13 protein-coding genes and 1 tRNA gene are annotated in these 19,600 nt (G+C 35.7%); 5 read left to right on the top strand and 9 right to left on the bottom strand.

The annotated features are described in order from the left end of the window. Nucleotides 1-380: 380 nt before the first annotated feature. The 6 genes from J2Y60_RS08255 to J2Y60_RS08230 all read right to left on the bottom strand — a co-directional run bounded on the left by J2Y60_RS08255 (nt 381) and on the right by J2Y60_RS08230 (nt 8,830). Complete coding sequence (locus J2Y60_RS08255; RefSeq protein ID WP_309923250.1) at nt 381-770, bottom strand: hypothetical protein; 390 nt, start codon at nt 768-770, stop codon at nt 381-383. Between the two features lie 231 nt (nt 771-1,001). Further along, the gene (locus J2Y60_RS08250; protein WP_309923251.1) at nt 1,002-2,474 is read right to left on the bottom strand and encodes a M28 family peptidase; all 1,473 of its coding nucleotides are present in this window, start codon (nt 2,472-2,474) and stop codon (nt 1,002-1,004) included. 162 nt (nt 2,475-2,636) lie between these two features. Further along, a complete protein-coding gene (locus J2Y60_RS08245) occupies nt 2,637-3,530 on the bottom strand; it encodes an EamA/RhaT family transporter (protein WP_309923253.1) in 894 nt (297 codons plus the stop codon). Between the two features lie 487 nt (nt 3,531-4,017). Further along, complete coding sequence (gene hemH / locus J2Y60_RS08240) at nt 4,018-5,082, bottom strand: ferrochelatase (RefSeq protein WP_309923255.1); 1,065 nt, start codon at nt 5,080-5,082, stop codon at nt 4,018-4,020. Nucleotides 5,083-5,221: 139 nt separating this feature from the next. Further along, nucleotides 5,222-6,358, bottom strand: coding sequence for a DUF4249 domain-containing protein (locus J2Y60_RS08235; RefSeq protein ID WP_309923258.1), 1,137 nt, complete (start codon nt 6,356-6,358; stop codon nt 5,222-5,224). 45 nt (nt 6,359-6,403) lie between these two features. Further along, nucleotides 6,404-8,830 carry a TonB-dependent receptor gene (locus J2Y60_RS08230; RefSeq protein ID WP_309923261.1) on the bottom strand — a complete coding sequence of 809 codons (2,427 nt, stop codon included), beginning with the start codon at nt 8,828-8,830 and terminating at the stop codon, nt 6,404-6,406. Nucleotides 8,831-9,789: 959 nt separating this feature from the next. Between J2Y60_RS08230 and atpA the strand changes: the two genes are divergently transcribed. Together atpA and atpG are read left to right on the top strand one after the other, a co-directional pair. After that, a complete protein-coding gene (gene atpA, locus J2Y60_RS08225; RefSeq protein WP_309923263.1) occupies nt 9,790-11,367 on the top strand; it encodes a F0F1 ATP synthase subunit alpha in 1,578 nt (525 codons plus the stop codon). Between the two features lie 102 nt (nt 11,368-11,469). Then, a complete protein-coding gene (atpG, locus tag J2Y60_RS08220) occupies nt 11,470-12,354 on the top strand; it encodes an ATP synthase F1 subunit gamma (RefSeq protein ID WP_309923265.1) in 885 nt (294 codons plus the stop codon). 53 nt (nt 12,355-12,407) lie between these two features. On the opposite strand, the gene J2Y60_RS08215 is transcribed toward atpG, so the two are convergent. Continuing rightward, nucleotides 12,408-13,322, bottom strand: a complete 915-nt coding sequence (locus J2Y60_RS08215; RefSeq protein WP_309923267.1) for an Rpn family recombination-promoting nuclease/putative transposase — start codon at nt 13,320-13,322, stop codon at nt 12,408-12,410. 253 nt (nt 13,323-13,575) lie between these two features. On the opposite strand from J2Y60_RS08215, the gene J2Y60_RS08210 reads away from it, so the two are divergent. The 3 genes from J2Y60_RS08210 to J2Y60_RS08200 all read left to right on the top strand — a co-directional run bounded on the left by J2Y60_RS08210 (nt 13,576) and on the right by J2Y60_RS08200 (nt 16,376). Then, nucleotides 13,576-14,412 carry a DUF2911 domain-containing protein gene (locus tag J2Y60_RS08210; RefSeq protein ID WP_309923270.1) on the top strand — a complete coding sequence of 279 codons (837 nt, stop codon included), beginning with the start codon at nt 13,576-13,578 and terminating at the stop codon, nt 14,410-14,412. 529 nt (nt 14,413-14,941) lie between these two features. Beyond that, the gene (gene hflX, locus J2Y60_RS08205) at nt 14,942-16,204 is read left to right on the top strand and encodes a GTPase HflX (protein WP_309923271.1); all 1,263 of its coding nucleotides are present in this window, start codon (nt 14,942-14,944) and stop codon (nt 16,202-16,204) included. A gap of 100 nt (nt 16,205-16,304) precedes the next feature. Next, a tRNA-Arg gene (locus tag J2Y60_RS08200) sits at nt 16,305-16,376 on the top strand. 174 nt (nt 16,377-16,550) lie between these two features. On the opposite strand, the gene J2Y60_RS08195 is transcribed toward J2Y60_RS08200, so the two are convergent. After that, nucleotides 16,551-17,159, bottom strand: a complete 609-nt coding sequence (locus tag J2Y60_RS08195; RefSeq protein WP_309923273.1) for a DUF4142 domain-containing protein — start codon at nt 17,157-17,159, stop codon at nt 16,551-16,553. Nucleotides 17,160-17,232: 73 nt separating this feature from the next. Next, on the bottom strand, nt 17,233-19,599 hold the full coding sequence (locus J2Y60_RS08190; RefSeq protein ID WP_309923274.1) for a glycosyltransferase: 2,367 nt from the start codon (nt 19,597-19,599) through the stop codon (nt 17,233-17,235). Between the last annotated feature and the right edge of the window lies 1 nt (nt 19,600).

Raw genomic sequence — 19,600 nt, 5'->3', positions numbered from 1 at the left:
TTATTTATTCCTAGCGATGGACTTATTAGCTTTCATAAAATAACCGTTCCTTTTGTATTTTGGTTAATGTTTTTACAGATTGTTCCAAGAAAGTCCTCTATGTTCAACAATCCTACGTCATCATGATTTTGATGTGTAGTCAACAAAGGCTAAAAGAACGATTATTTCATGAATCTTAATAAGTCCATCGCTAGGAATAAATCCTGCTCTTCGAGATGTTCCGAAGTGCATCTCGAAGTATAGATAAAAAGGATGTTAATCCAAAAAGTCAACATATCGACCTCGTTGCATTCTTCTAAAAATAGCTCGGACAATCATAGATTGTCGTTTATCTGTACTACGAAGTCAGAGACTTCGAGGAGCAACGGTAAAGTATGACACTACGGACAAATTGAGATTTTAATCAAATCATAAATTTCAGTAATTCCATTCTCGGGTTCAGTACAGATTTTTAGCCTTTTCCCGTATTCTGAACACATTATTCTATTTGGTGTATATCCTATATTTTTCCCATCCATCTCAAATACAACTGTACTTATTTCCAAATAATATTTCATACCTTTTTTTATATTTTGACCACCGCTTGAATGTCTATATACAATTTTGAAAATCTCATCTATATTATTTTTCGCATGAATGATGCTAATCGTTTTGTACTTTTTTATTTTATGAATATAAAAAGTATCTGATTTAGTTATATTCGTTATTCTACTTTGACAATAAATATTGCATGATATAAGTATCATAATAAGGGGAAATAGCTTTCTCATCGGATTCTTGGTAAGTTTATCAATATAAAATCTATCCTTTTTATCCCCAAAGTCAACATATCGCCCTCGTTACCTCGTTGTTTTCTCCTAAAAATAGCTCGGACAATCATAGATTGTCATTTATCTATACCTCGAAGTCAGAGACTTCGAGGAGCAACGATGCTTTCTATTAGTGGGCGACTTAAGTCGCCCACTAATAGAAAGATTGCTTTGTAAACCAAAGCTCAAATCTTATCTCTCTAATTTAAACCCCTTATCAGTGGCTGGTCTGTTGATTGCATTCGCTACCTTCCACCCTGTTCTGTACATCCAATCAGCCATTTTTTTAAGCTTTGGATAGTTGATGCTTTCGGCATTATCTTGTGGTGTATGATAGTCAGGATGCAAAAGACTGGTGTACATGATAGCAGGAATGCCTAGTCTTGCATAAGGTAGATGGTCACTCCTAAAATACCAACCTTCTATGTGCGTTACGTCGTCCCAAGTATCATCTAATTTAAATTTAGGGCCTTCATTATTGGCATCAAGTGCCATTGTTACCAAATCAAGGGAGTTTCTGTGAGGAGGTTTCATGCCTAAAATGGCAGCACTATCAATGGTATTTCTACCAATCATATCTCCATTCAATACCGCTACAATGTTTTTGATAGGAACAGTAGGATGTGAAGAAAAATACCTCGACCCTAATAAACCCCTTTCTTCAGCCCCATGAATCACAAAAATCACAGAACGCTTGGCAGGCTTTTTAATAAATGCTCTGGCATTGGCAAGCATCGCTACATCTACACTACCATTATCATCAGCACCATAATAAATAGAATCATTTTTGATTTCATTTCTAATACCATGTGCATCGGTATGTCCACTATATAACAGATACTCTGCTTTTAACTTCGCGTCTGTTCCATCAATTTTGCCAACTACATTGACAGAGGGATAGGGATATTTAGACACTATCAGGTTGGCTTTAATCGTAGCAGTATTTTGTTGAAATAATGCTTTCGCACTGGCATGGAACCACAAAACAGGCACGGTAGTCGTAACATTTTCATTGACACCTCCGTCTATGTCATAGGTACCTCTTTTAAAGTTTTCAGCGGCATCTTCCCAAGCATTTTCAGCTACATCGTCGGCAATAAAAATGATGGCAACTGCTCCTTTTTTTATCAAAGGCAAGCCATACTTCGTGAAAATATATCGGTTGTATCGCCAAGTTGGTAGCGATACATTCAAATTAATGCCCTTTGCATTAGCCTCAATGGCTATTACTTTGCCTTTTACATCCAATTTACTGGTATCAATATCAAGGGCATTCCCTAAATATACAATAGGTGCATTTAACGAAATATTAGCCATCTGTGCCACAGCAACATCTTTCCAAAGCGAAAAGGCTGTATTATTAATCACGACACTAGCATTATCTGCTATATGATTTCTCCATAAGGTAAAATACTGAAAGTAGGTACCATCATCCCCTGCTGGTTTTAATCCAATAGCCCTGTATTGATCAGCCAACCACATAGAAGCCTTTAATTCATCTAATGTTCCAGCAGAACGACCATTAAAATGAGCATCTGCAAAGGCATATAAATCTTTTTTCAAATCCTGTATTGTTATGGCATTCAACGCAGGAGGATTATTTAGTTGTGCCAACACTGTGTTTGTCACAAGCAGGAACAAGAATAGTAAATTACTTTTTTTCATTTTCTATTTATGGCTAAGTTTTGTTAAGTAATCATTAAAATTTAAGCATCGTTTTTATTTATCGCAAACAACTGATAACTAGTAATTTGAAAAACTACCGAGACAGGGGGCTATTCACCAATCACTGTTTACTAATCACTACTTAATGAATTTTGAATTGGCTTAAAACAAACTCTGATACGAAATCAAGCCAATGGCGATTACCGCCAACAGCAACCCGATTTTATTCAGCAAAGTAAATTTCTCTTGAAAGAACACAAAAGCGACCAACGCCGAACCTACAATGACACCGATATTATAGATGGGTAATACAAAAGCGCCATTGTTCTGATAAGCATCAAGGGCTTTTAGTAGATAATAAAATGATAGAAAATTAGGAATACCTAAGGGAATGGCTGCCAATAAACTTTTGAATGCTAGCTTCTCTTTCCCTTGTATCATCCTGATAATCAAGACAATTACACCAATCAACACAGAACCAACTAAGATTGTTAACGTAAAAGGAATAGTAGTACCTGCGGCAGTAACGTATTTGGCATTGAGGTAATTAAAGGTGGTATTGGTAATGCCGTACATGGTAAATACTGCAATCGGCAATAACCAATCTGCCGTTTGTTGCTTGTTTTGATTGCCGCCTTCATCTTTTTTAAAGGTGCTCAACGCTACTGCTATGACGGCTAGTACTAATCCCAGATAATTAAAGGCATCAAAACTGGTACTTGTTTTCAGAATTACTAAGCTAAAAATAACGGGTACTACCAACGACATATTGTTTGCTAACGAAGTAGTAGCCATCCCGATTCGTTGGGTAGAGATACCCGAAAGCATAAAGGTAATCACAAAACCAACGCCTAATAGCATGGCTAAAATGGTGGAGGTTTCGGATAAATCTAAGTTAAGGTGCTGATTTTCTGGCAAAAACAATAGCCCTGTAATGATACAAACTGGATAATTGAAAATAATGGTTTGAAAAGTATTGATGCCAAAACGTGGATGCAAACGGAAATTAATCAATAATAAAACCGAGAAGATTATACTGAGTAGTAAATGTATCATAGCTGATGATGATTAAATATTTTGGGATTTATTATACCGTTTAGGTTTGAAAACAGGTAATTACCCAAATGTAAGAATATCCCTTCAAAAGCTTAAACAAATATTCCCGAATTTAATTGAGCTGTAAGTGATGAGTTGTGAGCCTTGAGCTATGAGAGGGGCAATGTTATCTTTCATTTAGGGTGCGACTTAAGTCGCACCCTAAATGAAAGATTTTTGTACTTGTTGGTTTGTTGGTATATTCACTCATGGCATGACTATGGAATTATTTTGATAAGACATAGATTACTAGAAGTCATGCCATGAGTTAGTTTCGCCCTTGTTGGTGTTAGTTCACCAACAAGACTAGCGTCAGCAACACGCCAACCCAATAGTTAGTTTTGTTAAAATTGCTGTAGCTGCATTGCTGTCGCACGAGTTGTTGGTGAAGACACCAACAACGGCGAAAAAAAAGCTCATCACTCAAAGCTCAAAGCTTACAGCTCTATCACGCCTTTTTAATCAAATCTTCCAATAAATCCACCCACATCGGTGAGTTATTTAGGCTCTCTACCAATTGCCAATGTTGTCCGCCAAATTCTTCAAACATTTCACGGTATTCTTCTCCTATTTCTATCGTAGTCTCTAAACAGTCGGCAACAAATGCAGGCGAGAATACCAAGATATTCTTTTTGCCTTGTTTGGCTAATTCTTTAATTACAACATCTGTATAAGGTTGTACCCAAGGATCACTACCTAGTCTCGACTGAAAAGTAGTAGTATAAGTACCCTCTTCCAAGCCTAATTCTTTTACTAACAACCTTGTGGTTTCATGGCATTGTGCCCGATAGCAATATTGATTCATCGAATGTATAGTATCACAACATGAGCCAAACTTGCAGGTTTCTCCCGTACAGTCGCCTTTACGGATTTGGCGTTGTGGTAAACCATGATAACTAAACATAAAATAGTCGTATTCGTGTTTAGCCATATAATTTTTAGCCGCCGTAGCAAAATATTCTATAAACTTAGGATGGTCGTAAAAAGTATTGACAAAGCTTATTTCAGGAATAATTTGCCATTCTTTTACGATACGCATCGTTTTTTCGTAAACCGACCCTGTACTTGCTGATGCATATTGTGGAAAGAACGGAACAACGATAATCTTTTTATAGCCCGATTTTTTAAAGGCTTCTAAGCCAGCATCCATGCTTGGGCTTTGGTAACGCATTGCCAATTTCACATCATAATCATCGCCCAATTGTGCTTGAAGCATCTTTTCGATGTCTTCGCCATAAAACTTTAAAGGCGAACCTCTATCTGTCCAAAGTTCTTTATATACCTTAGCCGACTTGGGTGCTCTGAATGGTGCAATGATAAGGTTAACTAGCATCCATCTAAAAGCATAAGGAATATCGATTACTCGCCCATCCATCAAAAATTCGCGTAAATACTTACGGACATCTGGTGTATTTGGCGAATCGGGCGTACCCAAATTAACGATTAATACTCCTGTTTTAAGCTTAGTTGTCAAGGACTTATCAGACAACGTGTGTGGTTCTTGTACTTGCATTTTTATAAATTAAGTTTCTCGTATTTACGTAACAATTCGCTCAAGAGATTGTTTAAAGACAACTTCTATAATACAAATTTGTTCGATTTTAATATTTCTACCACTCATTTATGAATATATTTTTCGAGAAACTTACTAATTAATTTTTCCAACCTTCTGGTTTAAATGGTGTTCTGTACAAACCATCGTTACACTGAACATACTCTTTACAATTTGAAGAAGCTGGAGGGCAAGCGAAAACATCTCCAACAATTTTTACAGTAACAGGGGCTTCACCTGCTGGTACTCCTACAGAACGGTCTATATAAAATATCTTTTTTCGAGTTGAGTGTACATCAAAAATACCCAGTATTTTTTCACTGGTATTGGTTGTTGATTTGATATTATAACTAAATCTTGTTTCAGCAGGGACATCAAACAGTGTACCATTATTTTGTGTTTGGGCTGCCAGACTTTGATAATAGTTATAGGCATTTTTAGTAATAGAACGTTGTTCAAACTGAAGATAATATGGTGTAATATCATCATAAGGTATTCTTGCTACCCGTCTGCCCGTAATTCTCTGTCCGTTTAGATATGAATCTGAAAATACATTCAAATCAGTTGAAAATGATATATTCCAACAATCTCCATCACATTTATAATTCAAAATTACGTCTGTTGGTATTTTAGGGAAAACACACATATTCTTGGTAAAATCATAATAGCCATTCGGACAAGTCTCGCAAATGAAAGCACGTTCATAATGTTTCCAATACCATTGATAATTATCTCCTGTAGTAGAAAAATCCTGAAAATCTACATAGATATTAAAACCTCCACGACGAGGGTCTCCTTTGGCATAATTATCTTGTAGGTCGAATCTAGTAATCACATTTTCTATTTCTGGAACGGGTCTCATCGTTTCTGCGGTAGAAACATACTTTTTACCATCTAATGTTTCGATAGTTAGGGTATAAGTACCTCCCACGCGTCCAGCATATTTATCGGAAGTTTGGTAATAACCTGTAGATTTAGGGTCTGTCAGGTTTTCAACAACACCTTTTTCATCTGTTAAATAAACTTTGGCTTTTAATATTGGCAAAAAATATCCTCCCGAAATTTTATCTGAAGACATATATAAATGCACTTTATGTGGGCCGGGTTGGTCTGTTAAGTTAGCTTCTATCGTGAAGAAGCTTTTTGAGGATACTTGTACAAAGTCTGTAATTGGTGTAATACACGAGGCTACCAGTATACAGAAAAGTAGGGAAAATATTGGAAATTTAGTTTTCATGATAATATATTTCAATCTTTCTAAACGAAAGCAATACAAGTCTTTTTATAAAAATTTAAAATTATAAGTCAATGAAATCAATGGGTTAGCGAAAACGCTTAACTCATAAGGTTTCAAAGCAACACCAGCAGGTTTGAAGAATACCGAATAGGCATTTTTTCTTCCATAAAGATTATACACCGTAAAAGTCCAACTTCCTTCCCAGCGTTTTTCTTTCATACTTGGATTGGTGATAGTCCAAGAGAAATCTAGGCGATGATAATCAGATATTCTATCATTGTTTCTGGCTTCGTAAACAGGGTATCTTTTATTATCCAACTGAAAAAACCCTGATGGAGACGAAAACGGACGACCTGTATTATAGGCAAATGTAAAAGAGAAACTATGGTGTACTGTTGGTTGGACATTCATCATAATATTCAAACTATGAGGCTTATCATAATTTGAAGCATACCAATTTCCATCAGAAATTTGTTGGAGTTGAGGGTAATCGCCTCTTACTTGTTGCAAAGAACGTGCGAAAGTATAACTCACCCAACCATTCAACTCACCTCTTTTTTTCGTTAACATCAATTCTAACCCATAGGATTTGCCCTTGCCTGAAATGAGTTGTGTTTCGATGGCTTGACTCAATTGCAGATTTGCTCCCGAGATATAATCCACTACATTCTGTGTTGAACGATAATATCCCTCTGCTGAAAACTCCCACACATTATCTTTATAGGTCTTGAATACGCCTAAAGATACAAAATCACTCACCTGAGGTTTAATATATTCGTCTGCGGTTTTCCAACGTGCCGTAGGTAGTGGCGTGGTATTATTAGATAATAATTGAATGAATTGCTGCATTCTATTATAGCCTATTTTCAAGGTACTGTTTTCGCCCAAAGAGTACTTTATTGCTAAACGAGGCTCAAACCCACCATAAGATTTCTCTACAGCACCACTTGATACAATTTCTTCTCCGATTTGAGAGGAGGCTGTTCTTGGTTCTCCATCTAAATATTTTCGAGTAGTCGTTGGGCCTAAGCTTAAATATTGTGCATACCTAATGCCCGCTTGTATCGTCAACTTTTCATTGGCTTTGTATTCATCATCCACAAACAACCCTAACTCTAACGATTGTTCCCTTGGTAATAAAACGCTCGAAATCCTCGATTTTACATTTTCATTCAATTTACCTGGTGAAATCTGGTAATTGATTCCGCTAGCACCGAAATTGATTTTGTGTTTTTCATCTGGGTTATAATCAAAATTTACCTTGATGTTTTTATAATCAATACTGTTGTACAAATCTATTCTATTGACACTATCAGGTGCATACGTTCTAGTTTTATAATTACTCACTACTCCTACTACGTCTAAACTAAATTTCGTATTGAAATAGTGACTCCAACGAGCAGAAAAATTCAAATGTCCATAGTCAAACTGAGTTTGTTTTGCCACTACATTTTCTAAACTAAATAAGGAATCTACTTGATAGAAATCTTTACTCATATACGTAGAGAGCGAAATGGTATTGTTTTTATTCGGTCTGAAATATACTTTAGTCGCTACATCATAAAAATTAGCCCGCGTATTTCTCATATTATCTGGCCCAATCCATTTAAACAAAAAATCATTGAAGGAAACCCTTCCTGCTACTACAACCGATAATTTTTCTTTGATAATCGGTACCTCAACCATCGCTCGGTTAGATACCAACCCGATTCCGCCCGAAAGTTTAAATTTCTCTAAGCTAGGGTCTGTCATTTTAATGTCTAACACGGAGGCCGTCCGACCACCAAAGCGAGATGGAATACTTCCTTTGTAAAGTTCTAATTCGCGAATAGCATCAGAAGCAAACACTGAAAACAACCCAAAAAGGTGGGTTGGATTAAAAATAGGGGCCTCATCTATATAAATTAAGTTTTGGTCAACATTTCCTCCACGTACATTTATCCCATTTGAGCCTTCACCTACTGACGACACACCCGGTAAGGTTTGTAACGAACGGATAATATCTACCTCACCCATCATCGCTGGCAACTTCTTAATACCTTTAATACTCAGCAAAGTAACCCCCAAAGAAGGCGTCTGTATGCTTTTGCGAGTAGCCTGACTAGAAACAATTACTTCTTCAAGTGTCTTAGAGACATCCTCTAAAGTAACATCCAACTTAGTATCAGCCTTTAAGGTTAGTTTTGTACGATAAGGTTTATACCCCACATGACTAACTTTAATGACATATTCGCCTGGGGGTAAATACAGTTGGTAATTACCCAACGAATCGGTGATTACACCTGATTTTTTGAAATCCAAAAAAATCGTTGCACCAACAATTGATTCACCTGTGTTAGAATCTTTTACTTTCCCTGACAATAAAGGCAACTTAAATTCTGTATTTTGTGCAAATGACTGTGTAGTAAACGAAATGGAAATACAGCAAAAAAATAAGCTTTTGAGGATTAATGCTCGTAAAGTTAGTTTCATAGTTTATTTTTATAGTTGATGCCAGTCATCAAGACAAACTGGTTTTACAAAGAACGGAATTTTAATAGAAATCTATAGCATGATTTATCTCCTTATTATTACATATTATATCAAATACTGACAACGTGCTGAAATTTCAAGACAGAATACTAAAAAAAAGCGTCGAAACAAAGTCCTGCCCGACTTGCTCCGACGCTTTTTGCATCTAAAAAAACTATTAAAACTACTAATGTTTCTGTGGCATTATCTCAACGGCATCAATACCAAGCCCTTGTGCGATTCTCTTTTCCAAACCAATGTCTGATCTGAATCAAGGGCATACTTGCAAATCGGTAATTTTATCTTCCATTGGGTAGTAATCCCTGACATCGCACCAATGATATTTTAACAGTTCTCGCCTTGGCATCATCAATCATCAAACGCTACAAATTACTCGGTTGCGTATAATGGTCGCTCTCTCCTTAGGCATTTCTATCATCTCAAAAGCAGTAGTTAATTTCATCGTTGTTTCAGACATGATAGTAAGCTATTTATAGATGAAGATTATTATTTGATGTCACAAACTTAGAATTTTTAAATACATAAATCAAATCGATAAATTTTATTAACAAATAGAAAATAACTATACATCATCTTAGTTTTAAGCTTAAAAAAGGATTTTTTGAAGATAAAAGCTCAAAAAGTGGCAGATTTGCTAACATGGAAGAATAATGAATCCCAAAAAAGTATAACATTTAAGCATGAAATGTTCAGCATTTCATGGAATTGTGAAATTTGTTCCCTAATTTTGCACCTGAAAAATAAGTAATTTATTAATTAAAGAATTCAGCGAGCAACGATAGAGTATTTATTAATATTGTAAGTCTTTAATAAATAATCTCTAATTGATATTTAACTAATTCTTATCTAGTAGATTAAGTACTATTCCAAATTCAAAATCACAAAACAAACTTATTATAATGGCATCAGTCAGACCAGATGAAGTATCAGCCATTTTGAGAGAACAACTCTCAGGAGCAAAATCAGAGGCTGAACTTCAAGAAGTAGGTACCGTATTACAAATCGGTGATGGTGTAGCCCGTATTTACGGACTATCGAAAGTACAGGCGGGTGAATTACTCGTTTTTGATAACGGCTTAAAAGCTCTAGCTTTGAACCTTGAAGAAGATAACGTTGGAGCGGTATTATTAGGGGATTCGTCTGAAATCAAAGAAGGAGATACTGTAAAACGTACTGACGAAATCGCATCTGTTAAAGTTGGCGACGGTATCTGCGGTCGTGTTGTAAATACACTTGGCGAGCCTGTTGATGGTAATGGACCAATCACAGGTGATTTGTACGATATGCCTTTGGAACGTAAAGCTCCGGGTGTAATCTTCCGTCAGCCTGTAACTGAGCCCCTTCAAACAGGTATCAAAGCAATCGATGCGATGATTCCAGTAGGTCGTGGACAACGTGAATTGGTAATCGGTGACCGTCAGACAGGTAAAACTACTGTTTGTATCGACACTATCATTAACCAAAAAGAATATTATGAAGCTGGAAACCCTGTTTACTGTATTTATGTAGCTTGTGGTCAGAAAGCCTCTACTATCAAACAAATCGAACAAACACTTCGCAAAGCTGGTGCGATGGACTATACTGTAATTGTAGCTGCGGGTGCTTCAGACCCTGCTCCGATGCAATTCTTTGCTCCATTTACAGGTGCTGCGATTGGTGAATTCTTCCGTGATACAGGTCGTCCAGCATTGATTATCTATGATGATTTATCTAAACAAGCTGTTTCTTACCGTGAAGTTTCATTATTACTTCGTCGTCCTCCTGGACGTGAAGCTTACCCAGGTGACGTATTCTATCTTCACAGTCGTTTATTAGAGCGTGCTGCTAAGATTAACTCATCTGACGAGATTGCTCGTAGCATGAACGATTTACCTGAATCTATCAAGCATTTGGTAAAAGGTGGTGGTTCATTAACAGCTCTTCCAATCATCGAAACACAAGCGGGTGACGTTTCAGCATATATTCCTACAAACGTAATCTCAATTACGGATGGACAGATTTTCTTGGAATCAAACCTTTTCAATGCGGGTATTCGTCCAGCTATCAACGTAGGTATCTCGGTATCACGTGTGGGTGGTAATGCTCAAATCAAGTCGATGAAAAAGGTAGCAGGTACTTTAAAGCTTGACCAAGCACAATTCCGTGAATTGGAAGCATTTGCTAAATTTGGTTCTGACTTAGATGCTGCTACGAAATTGACTATCGAACGTGGTCGTCGTAACCTTGAAATGTTGAAGCAACCAAACGGTGCTCCACAAAGAGTTGAAGAGCAAATCGCGATGATTTTCCTTTCAACAAAAGGTCTTCTTGACACGGTAGCGGTAAGCAAAGTTCGTGAATTTGAAAAAGATTTCATTAACGTAATGAACGCTACGCAAAAATCAACAATGGATGCTTTGAAAGCAGGTAAATTTGATGATTCTTTGACAGATGTCTTGACAAGAGTATCTAAAGAAGTAGCGCCGAAATATGCGTAAAAAATAATTTTCAATTTTGAATGATAGAATGATAGTGATTTTACAAAGTAGATTAATTCACTATCATTCATTCATTCTATCATTCATTTATTAGAAAAGATAATGGCTTCATTAAAAGAAGTAAGAAACAGAATAGTCTCGGTAAACTCTACTCAGCAGATTACCAAAGCCATGAAAATGGTGTCGGCAGCAAAACTTCGCCGTGCGACAGACGCTATCATCCAGATGCGTCCTTATTCAAAGAAATTGACTGAAATGATTGCTACCGTTTCTGCTAATGCAGAAGGAGCAAAAGAAAATCCATACACTATCGTTCGTGCTATCAACAAAGTCTTAATCATTGTTGTTACTTCAGACCGTGGTTTGTGTGGTGCTTTCAATGCCAACGTTGGTAAAGCAGCTGTTAGCTTAATCAGCGAAAAATATGCAGCCCAACAAGCCGCTGGGAATGTTGAAATTTTGGCACTTGGCAAAAAAGGTGGTGAATACCTTTCGCGTCGTGGATATAATGTAAACAGTGATTATATTGATATCTTTACAAAATTAAGTTTCACAAACGTTCGTACTGCAGCAGAAGCAGCGATGAAAGGTTTTGAAGAAGGTAAATACGATGTTGTTGAATTGGTGTATAACGAATTCAAAAACGTAGCGACTCAGATTTTAAAGACAGAACAAGTATTACCAATCGTTGAGCAAAAAGACGACAAAGTGAAGGCTTCTTCTGTGGATTATATCTTTGAACCTTCTGAAGAAGAAATCATCAATGAATTAATTCCTAAGGCGTTGAAGTTACAAATTTACAAAGCCGTTCTTGAATCAAATGCTTCTGAGCATGGTGCTAGAATGACAGCGATGGATAAGGCAACAGATAATGCTGGTGAATTATTGAAAGAATTGAAATTACAATATAACCGTTCTCGTCAGGCAGCCATTACTAACGAAATCCTTGAGATTGTTGGTGGTGCAGAAGCTTTGGCAGCGGCATAAGATACGATATTTCATTAAAAAACTCATTCTCAAAAGGAATGAGTTTTTTTTGGCTATTGCTCAAATAAATTTTCTCTTAAATGATTAATTTCCTCCTCAGAAAGACCAGTAGCTTGAATAATTGTTTCGATTAAAATTCCTAATGAAAGCATATTTCGGGCTACTTCTAACTTTCCTTTATATATACCCTCTTTCTCACCTTCCAACTTCCCCTTCAATATTCCCTCTATCTCTCCTTCTTCTCTGGCAGTATCCAATGAGTTCTTTAAATCTCTGTAATACTTCAAGCTATCTTCATAAGATAATACCTGTTCTTGGGTAAACTTGGCTATTTCTGCGGTTTCAAATACCTTCTCAAAGATTTGTTCTCGCAAACTATCAGGAATTCTGTCTAACTTGTTTAGATTACTGATTACATACAACCATTTATCGAACCTCGTTTCTAATTCATCGATTGTTTTCTTGAATTTAGGCATTTCTAAATAGATGAAAGTCAGCTTGTCATAAAATACTTTATTTGTTTCTGTGTCTTTCAACTTTACATCATACCTAAATTTATTGGGTTCATTTTTATCTGCATCGAAAACAAAATCAAGAATGGCAATAGTATAAACAGCCTTTAATTCATAATTCCAATCTGCTCGTTTAGCTTGCTCACGTATCGGAAAAGTTGAATAGTAAACTGTTCTATCTTTAAAGAAATTCTGTTTAGTCTTTTGTAACTCCACTATAAATTTCTCTCCTTTTTCATTCTCACAATACAAATCAAAAATAGCTTTTCTATCTAATTCTGTCAGACCAAGATTTTCTGTTTTTAGGTAGTTTAACGCTGTAATTTGTCCTTGCTCTTCTTTTAATAATTCGTTCAGAAAATCCAATAATAAGTCTTTGTTTAGCTCCTCGCCAAACAATTTCTTGAAACCGTAGTCGGTAAAAGGATTAATATATTTCTCTACAAATTCTGCCATTTACATATAATTTTAAACAAATATACATCATTTGGAAAATTGATAGATTAAATTTTTATTAGTTAAAAGTCTATTATATAGAAATTCAATAAAATGTATATCCTAAGAAAAAAGAATTCATCGAAGGTGAAATATTTTCACCCACCAATATTTACTGTTTATCGAAAATTTTGAGTTGATAACTAAAACCTAAAGAATTGTTAATGTAACTATCCTTAACTTTGTAGAATATACTTAAACAAATATTCTTCTCATGAAAAACTTTATTGTTTCAATTCTTGCAATTTTTACCTTAAATACTTCATTAAATGCACAGGTAATTAAAACACCTGCACCAAGTCCTACACAGACTATCAAACAAGATTTTGCTTTATCTTCTATCGAGGTAGTGTATTCAAGACCAAACATCAGAGGCAGAGTAGTTTTTGGCGACTTAGCTCCTTTCGGTAAACTATGGAGAACAGGTGCGAATGCAGCTACCAGAGTAACTTTTGGCGAGGATGTAAAAGTAGGTGGTGTAGCTTTAAAAGCTGGTACGTATGTGTTATATACTATTCCTAACAAAGATGAGTGGGAAGTGATTTTCAATAAAGGCTTGAACAACTGGGGCATTGATGGCTACAAAGCCGAAGAAGATGTTGCAAAATTCAAAGTAAAACCGACAACCTTAGCAAATTCTGTTGAAACGTTTACGATTGAGATTGCTAACCTAACGGCTTCGTCAGCAGATATTGAAATCAGTTGGGAAAAAACAGCTATTGCTATCCCAGTAACCGCTGATATTGATGGCAAAATTACCAAAGCTATTGAAACAGCATTGGCAGTTGATAGTCGTCCGTACTTTCAGGCAGCTAGCTATTATTTTGAAACAGGCAAGGATTTAAACAAAGCATTGGCTTGGGCAGATAAAGCCGTTGAGCAAACTCCTAAAGCATTCTGGATTATGCACTTAAAGGCTAAGATTCAAGCAAAGCTAGGAAATAAAGCTGTAGCGATTGAAACAGCCAAAAAATCAATAGAACTTGCTAAAGAAGCCAATAATATGGATTATGTAGCGTTAAATGAGAAGTTAATTGCTTCAATGAAGTAATATCATTGACTTCTTTTTTTGAACCTGTAAGAGTATTTAACGCTTACAGGTTTTTTTATGCATAATAAGATAGAATTCAGAAAAATAATTATACCTTTGCACCACTAACTTTAAAACGATTCTTTCAGTATCATTACAAACATGAAGCTAAGACAAATTTTCTGCTAAAATCCTCTCTCGGCTCTGCAAAATCCAGTCTTCATGGATATTGCCCTCCGAAAGGGCAGTAATTTCAACATCAACCATTTCTGTTTAAACTTGTTTTTAATTTCTGTAAGATAAAACCAATTGCGTATCTTTAAAAATACTCAATCTGTTTAATCGTCGGCTTTTAGCTAGCCAGTAATTAGGACGAATGGAAACAATATTAACGAAAACAACAATGTCAATATAAGATAACACGCGCACAATTGTACATGTATTCTTTCAACAACAGGATTTAGAAACAATCATTATTGAAAGGTAATCATGTAGAGGCCTGATGATTTTAGGCTATTTATAAAATTCCAATATTGAACATCAAGATATTATGCATACTACCGAAGAAGTAAAAGAGACAGCCGTTTTAGTGGCTGTACAAACACAAAAACAAACAGCAGAACAAACAAAAGAATACCTAGACGAATTAGCTTTCTTGGCAGATACGTCACAAATCAATACGCTTTATACTTTTACACAAAAATTAGAAAAACCTGATACACGTACTTATGTGGGGAAAGGTAAGATGCAGGATATTATCGCTTATGTAGTGGATAATGATGTAGACATGGTAATTTTTGATGATGACCTTTCGCCTGTTCAAATCAGAAATATTGAAACTGAGTTTGCCAAATTTCAGCATGAAGTAAAGATTCTTGACCGTAGTTTATTGATTCTAAACATCTTTGCGATGCGTGCCAAAACAGTTCAAGCAAAAACGCAGGTGGAACTGGCACAGCAACAGTATATTTTGCCACGATTAACAAGGATGTGGACTCACCTTTCTAAACAACGAGGTGGTGTGGGTATGCGTGGACCGGGTGAAAAAGAATTGGAAACTGACCGTCGTATTGCTAACGATAGAATAGTTTTCTTGAAAGAAAAACTCAAGCAAATTGATAAGCAAGCATTTACGCAGCGAAAAAATAGGGATAGAATGGTGCGTGTTTCCTTAGTGGGTTATACCAACGTTGGGAAATCTACTTTGATGCGTCGCTTAGCCAAAGCAGAAGTATTTGCGGAAAATAAACTTTTTGCTACGGTGGATGCTACCGTTAGAAAAGTGACTTTCGATACTATTCCTTTTCTGCTTTCAGATACGGTAGGGTTTATCAGAAAACTGCCTACGATGTTGATTGAATCATTTAAATCAACCTTGGATGAAGTAAGAGAAGCGGATATTTTATTACACGTTGTAGATATTTCTCATCCAAATTATGAGGAACACATCGAGGTTGTCAATTCAACGTTAACTGAAATTGGTGCAGCCGACAAGCCCACGATTCTTGTTTTTAATAAGATAGATTTATTCTCGTCGGAAGAAGTTCTTATCAATGATTGGGAGATTGGGTCTGGGAATGAACCTGAAAATCAACAAAGCAGGATTGAAAAAGTAACCGCTTTCTTGAAAAATTCATACATGAATAACCCTCAACCTCAAACGGTTTTTATTTCAGCTGAACAAAAAGAAAATATAGAAGAGCTAAGAGAAACGATTGTAAAAGCAGTGAAAGAAAAGCACATCCTTATTTTCCCAAATTGGCTAAATGAAGTTCATTATTCAACTGAAGAACTGGAAGAGGAAGAAGAATAACTAGTGAATATTCTTCGCTTGCCTTGATTATTAAAGAGTTTTTAGAGAAATTTGCAGTTATTGAGATTACAAGAGAATTTTTCCTTGTAATCTCAACAAAGGCGCCATAGTTCAACGGATAGAATAGACGTTTCCTAAACGTTCGATGCGGGTTCGATTCCCACTGGGGCCACAAAATAGATTTTTAAAATACCAAGTAGGACATTTTTCTTGGTTCTAACGAAATAGAAGTTGTATACAAATCTGTGTTAGATTGTATACAACTTCTATTTTTTTGTACACTGTGCCGATAAATAATGAAGTCGTCCTGACTTTTTTATCATTATTCAAAATAAGGAGAAAGAATCTAATATCGTAATGACGAACTCCTAGCATTTCTTTTACAAGCAATAGCTTGATTAAGATTACTCCGTAATGCTGGTAACATGAGGGTGGCCCACTGAATCATATCTAAATCGTTTGATTCTACTAAAATCTTTTCTAAGGAATCTATCGCATCTTTGTTGCTCAAAACCATGATATTACAAAAAGCAAAGTCAAAATCACTTTTCGACTGTTTATTCAATTTGCTGTAAGTATCAATAGCACGGTTTGATAAGGCTGTGGGAATACTGATTGATTTTTTCTTAGCAATGGCTTTTATATTTATTAATGATTTATAATGCAATACTTCCATCATTTTACCCAATACTCTTACTTCATATTGTTGGCTATGATGTTGTGCCAACTGTCCAAGCTTTATTTCTTCTAAATCAATTTCTGCAACATTTACTAAAAACTCTTTGTCATTTTCTAGAGCTATGTGGTCAAGTGCGGTTTCTTTGGCTTGATAAATATTAGAAAAACTTTCATCAGGTCTTGGATAACGATTGTTACAAGATATAAAGTCAAACATAATAAGGCATCCTACTACGCTGAACCACAAAGTGCTGTTTAAATAAATGATTGCTTTCATATTCTTTTACTGATTGAAATAAATCCTATCCTATTGATACAGTATTTGCTAATCACAACAAGGACATTCCTAACTACAGAACTGTTATAATCAGTTGCCACTCTTTGCTAGACATCACTGGATTTTTCTCTTGAAGGCTTTTTTCGATGGTCAACCTTGCCATCAAATAGCTTACAGTAGATTCCGCTCCTTGATTAAGGTTTACATAATTCTCTTCTAGTCCGTCATAGCACCCTCCTGTACAAGGATTATAGATAATCTGATGCAGATGGTTATTACCTAAAAACCAATTAAAGGCTATCTTCATTTTATGCAAGTATTCGCCTTCTCTGAAAACTTCATAGAATTTATTAAGTGCCAATATCGTATAGGCCACATCAATGGGTTGCTCTCCTCCTATTACATTTTGTACAGTATCTTCTTCTTTATTTAGCCAACATTTATTAGAAATTACTTTAATACGCTGTTGGTTGAATGTCTTGGATAAAAGAAAGTCAAATGATGATTTTGCAATTTGCTTATACACAGATTCGCCAGTGGCTAAATAGGCACATAACATTGCTTCTGGCAGAATACTATTGCCATAAGTAAGGTAACTTTCATACCATTGCCAATCTTTATCGGCTTCATGTTTGTACATCTGAACCAACCGATTAGCAAGTTCTCTGATAAGCGCAATATTATTTTTAGATTTATAGCGCGTATTACGATAATACAAGCCTTTTATGATAAATGCCATCGCACGGGTCGAGAATATTTTTTGAACATTCTGCAATGCTAATTGAATAGTCGCTTCGGCATCATTAGCTAGTTCTTCAGGAAGTATTGCACTTTTGAAAATTAAAAAGCCCAAAGCCCAAATCGCTCTCCCATTAGAATCAGCAAGGTTTGTCGTATTATTTTGTTCTGTAAATTCTTTTTCTTCATTCACATAATTCAAGAAATACCCTTCTTTTTGTAAACAGAATTTGATGAAATTGAAATAAAGCTTAATGTATGCTAAATCTGATTCATCATGTGTTAATTCATAGTGCTGACACATTGCGACCATTGCTCTGGCATTATCATCAAGGGTATAGCCAGAATCAATATCGGGCTGATTGATGATAGAAAACTGAATCATTCCAAAATCAGTACTTAATTTCTTGAGATGGTCTAGGTTTAGCACAGGCAGATTATACTGTAACGTAATTTGTGCTAAACCAATTTCCTCGAATAAAATAGCATGAGCAATCGCAGCATTTTCCCAAGCTGTTGATGCCATTTTGTGTAAACCATTAGAGCTAATGTTTTTTCTAAGGGTCTCATTGGCTAATAAACTTTTAACAGCATGAGCCAATTGATGCGAATTTTCGAAATCAATGATAATTCCTGCATCATTATTTAATACCTCACGAGCATGCGGTATCGGGGTGGAAACAATAGGACAACCACAGCTGATAGCATAAGAAAATGTGCCACTGACTGCTTGGTTGGGGTCTTTAGAGGTAAACAGATAAACATCAGTAAGTTGTAAGTATTCAAGCAGTTCGGGTAATGGTAAAAAACTATTGATAAATCTAACATTGTCTTGCAGCGAAAGAGCGACAACTTTAGCTTCTAAGTATTCTCTGTATCGTTCTCCATCTCGTTTAATTACTGATGGATGCGTTTTCCCAATGATTAAAAAAAGTACATCAGGGTTTTCTTTCACTATATCGGGTAGCGCATCTAAGGTTGTTTCGATATTCTTTCCTGAGCTTAACAACCCGAAGGTCGAAAGTATCTTCCTACCTGTCAGTTGATATTTACTTTTTAGTATTTCTTTATCTAAATGTGGCACTAGGTGTGTGCCATGAGGAATAACCGTAATTTTATCCTTTGGTATTTCGTATGCCTCTATCAGGATTTTAGCAGACGAATTAGTCATCACAATAACAGATTGTGCAATATGTGAAATTTGCTGTACTGTATCTTTTAAAGTTGGATTGGGGTCTGGTAAAACTGTATGAAAAACAATAATTATAGGTTTTGTGAGTGCCTTGAGAAATTTATTGAACTCCACATCATTTTTTTCAAAGAAGCCAAATTCATGCTGAATCATCACCATTTGAATAGCCTCATTTTTATTAATCCTAAAGGCTAATTTGGTAAATGAGCTTTCATTGCTAGTATCAAGGATATATTTTGGTTCTTCGGAATAAGTATGTTTTTCATTTTCAGATTCTAGCGGACAAACACTTATTTTAAAAGAATGATCAAACTTATTATTTAAGGCTTTAATCAAATCTTGTGAATAGGTAGCAATGCCACATTCGCGAGGTGGAAAAGAAGTAATGAATAATATTTCTGGTAATAACTTCTTTTTATTGTCAAGACCATTTAAGCCATCTCCCATAAAAGAATTGGAACTTTCTGGCATCTGAAATTTATTATGATGCTGTGCTATTTGATTTATCATT

It is taken from the genome of Arcicella sp. BE140, from assembly GCF_031456255.1.
Lineage (GTDB): Bacteria > Bacteroidota > Bacteroidia > Cytophagales > Spirosomataceae > Arcicella > Arcicella aquatica.
This window is presented reverse-complemented; position numbering and strand designations above follow the sequence as displayed.

Excerpts from the sequence above, each read along its gene's own strand:
- J2Y60_RS08255 (WP_309923250.1), bottom strand. The coding sequence starts at position 770 with ATGAGAAAGCTATTTCCCCTTATTATGATACTTATATCATGCAATATT.
- J2Y60_RS08250 (WP_309923251.1), bottom strand. The coding sequence starts at position 2,474 with ATGAAAAAAAGTAATTTACTATTCTTGTTCCTGCTTGTGACAAACACA.
- J2Y60_RS08245 (WP_309923253.1), bottom strand. The coding sequence starts at position 3,530 with ATGATACATTTACTACTCAGTATAATCTTCTCGGTTTTATTATTGATT.
- hemH (WP_309923255.1), bottom strand. The coding sequence starts at position 5,082 with ATGCAAGTACAAGAACCACACACGTTGTCTGATAAGTCCTTGACAACT.
- J2Y60_RS08235 (WP_309923258.1), bottom strand. The coding sequence starts at position 6,358 with ATGAAAACTAAATTTCCAATATTTTCCCTACTTTTCTGTATACTGGTA.
- J2Y60_RS08230 (WP_309923261.1), bottom strand. The coding sequence starts at position 8,830 with ATGAAACTAACTTTACGAGCATTAATCCTCAAAAGCTTATTTTTTTGC.
- atpA (WP_309923263.1), top strand. The coding sequence starts at position 9,790 with ATGGCATCAGTCAGACCAGATGAAGTATCAGCCATTTTGAGAGAACAA.
- atpG (WP_309923265.1), top strand. The coding sequence starts at position 11,470 with ATGGCTTCATTAAAAGAAGTAAGAAACAGAATAGTCTCGGTAAACTCT.
- J2Y60_RS08215 (WP_309923267.1), bottom strand. The coding sequence starts at position 13,322 with ATGGCAGAATTTGTAGAGAAATATATTAATCCTTTTACCGACTACGGT.
- J2Y60_RS08210 (WP_309923270.1), top strand. The coding sequence starts at position 13,576 with ATGAAAAACTTTATTGTTTCAATTCTTGCAATTTTTACCTTAAATACT.
- hflX (WP_309923271.1), top strand. The coding sequence starts at position 14,942 with ATGCATACTACCGAAGAAGTAAAAGAGACAGCCGTTTTAGTGGCTGTA.
- J2Y60_RS08195 (WP_309923273.1), bottom strand. The coding sequence starts at position 17,159 with ATGAAAGCAATCATTTATTTAAACAGCACTTTGTGGTTCAGCGTAGTA.
- J2Y60_RS08190 (WP_309923274.1), bottom strand. The coding sequence starts at position 19,599 with ATGATAAATCAAATAGCACAGCATCATAATAAATTTCAGATGCCAGAA.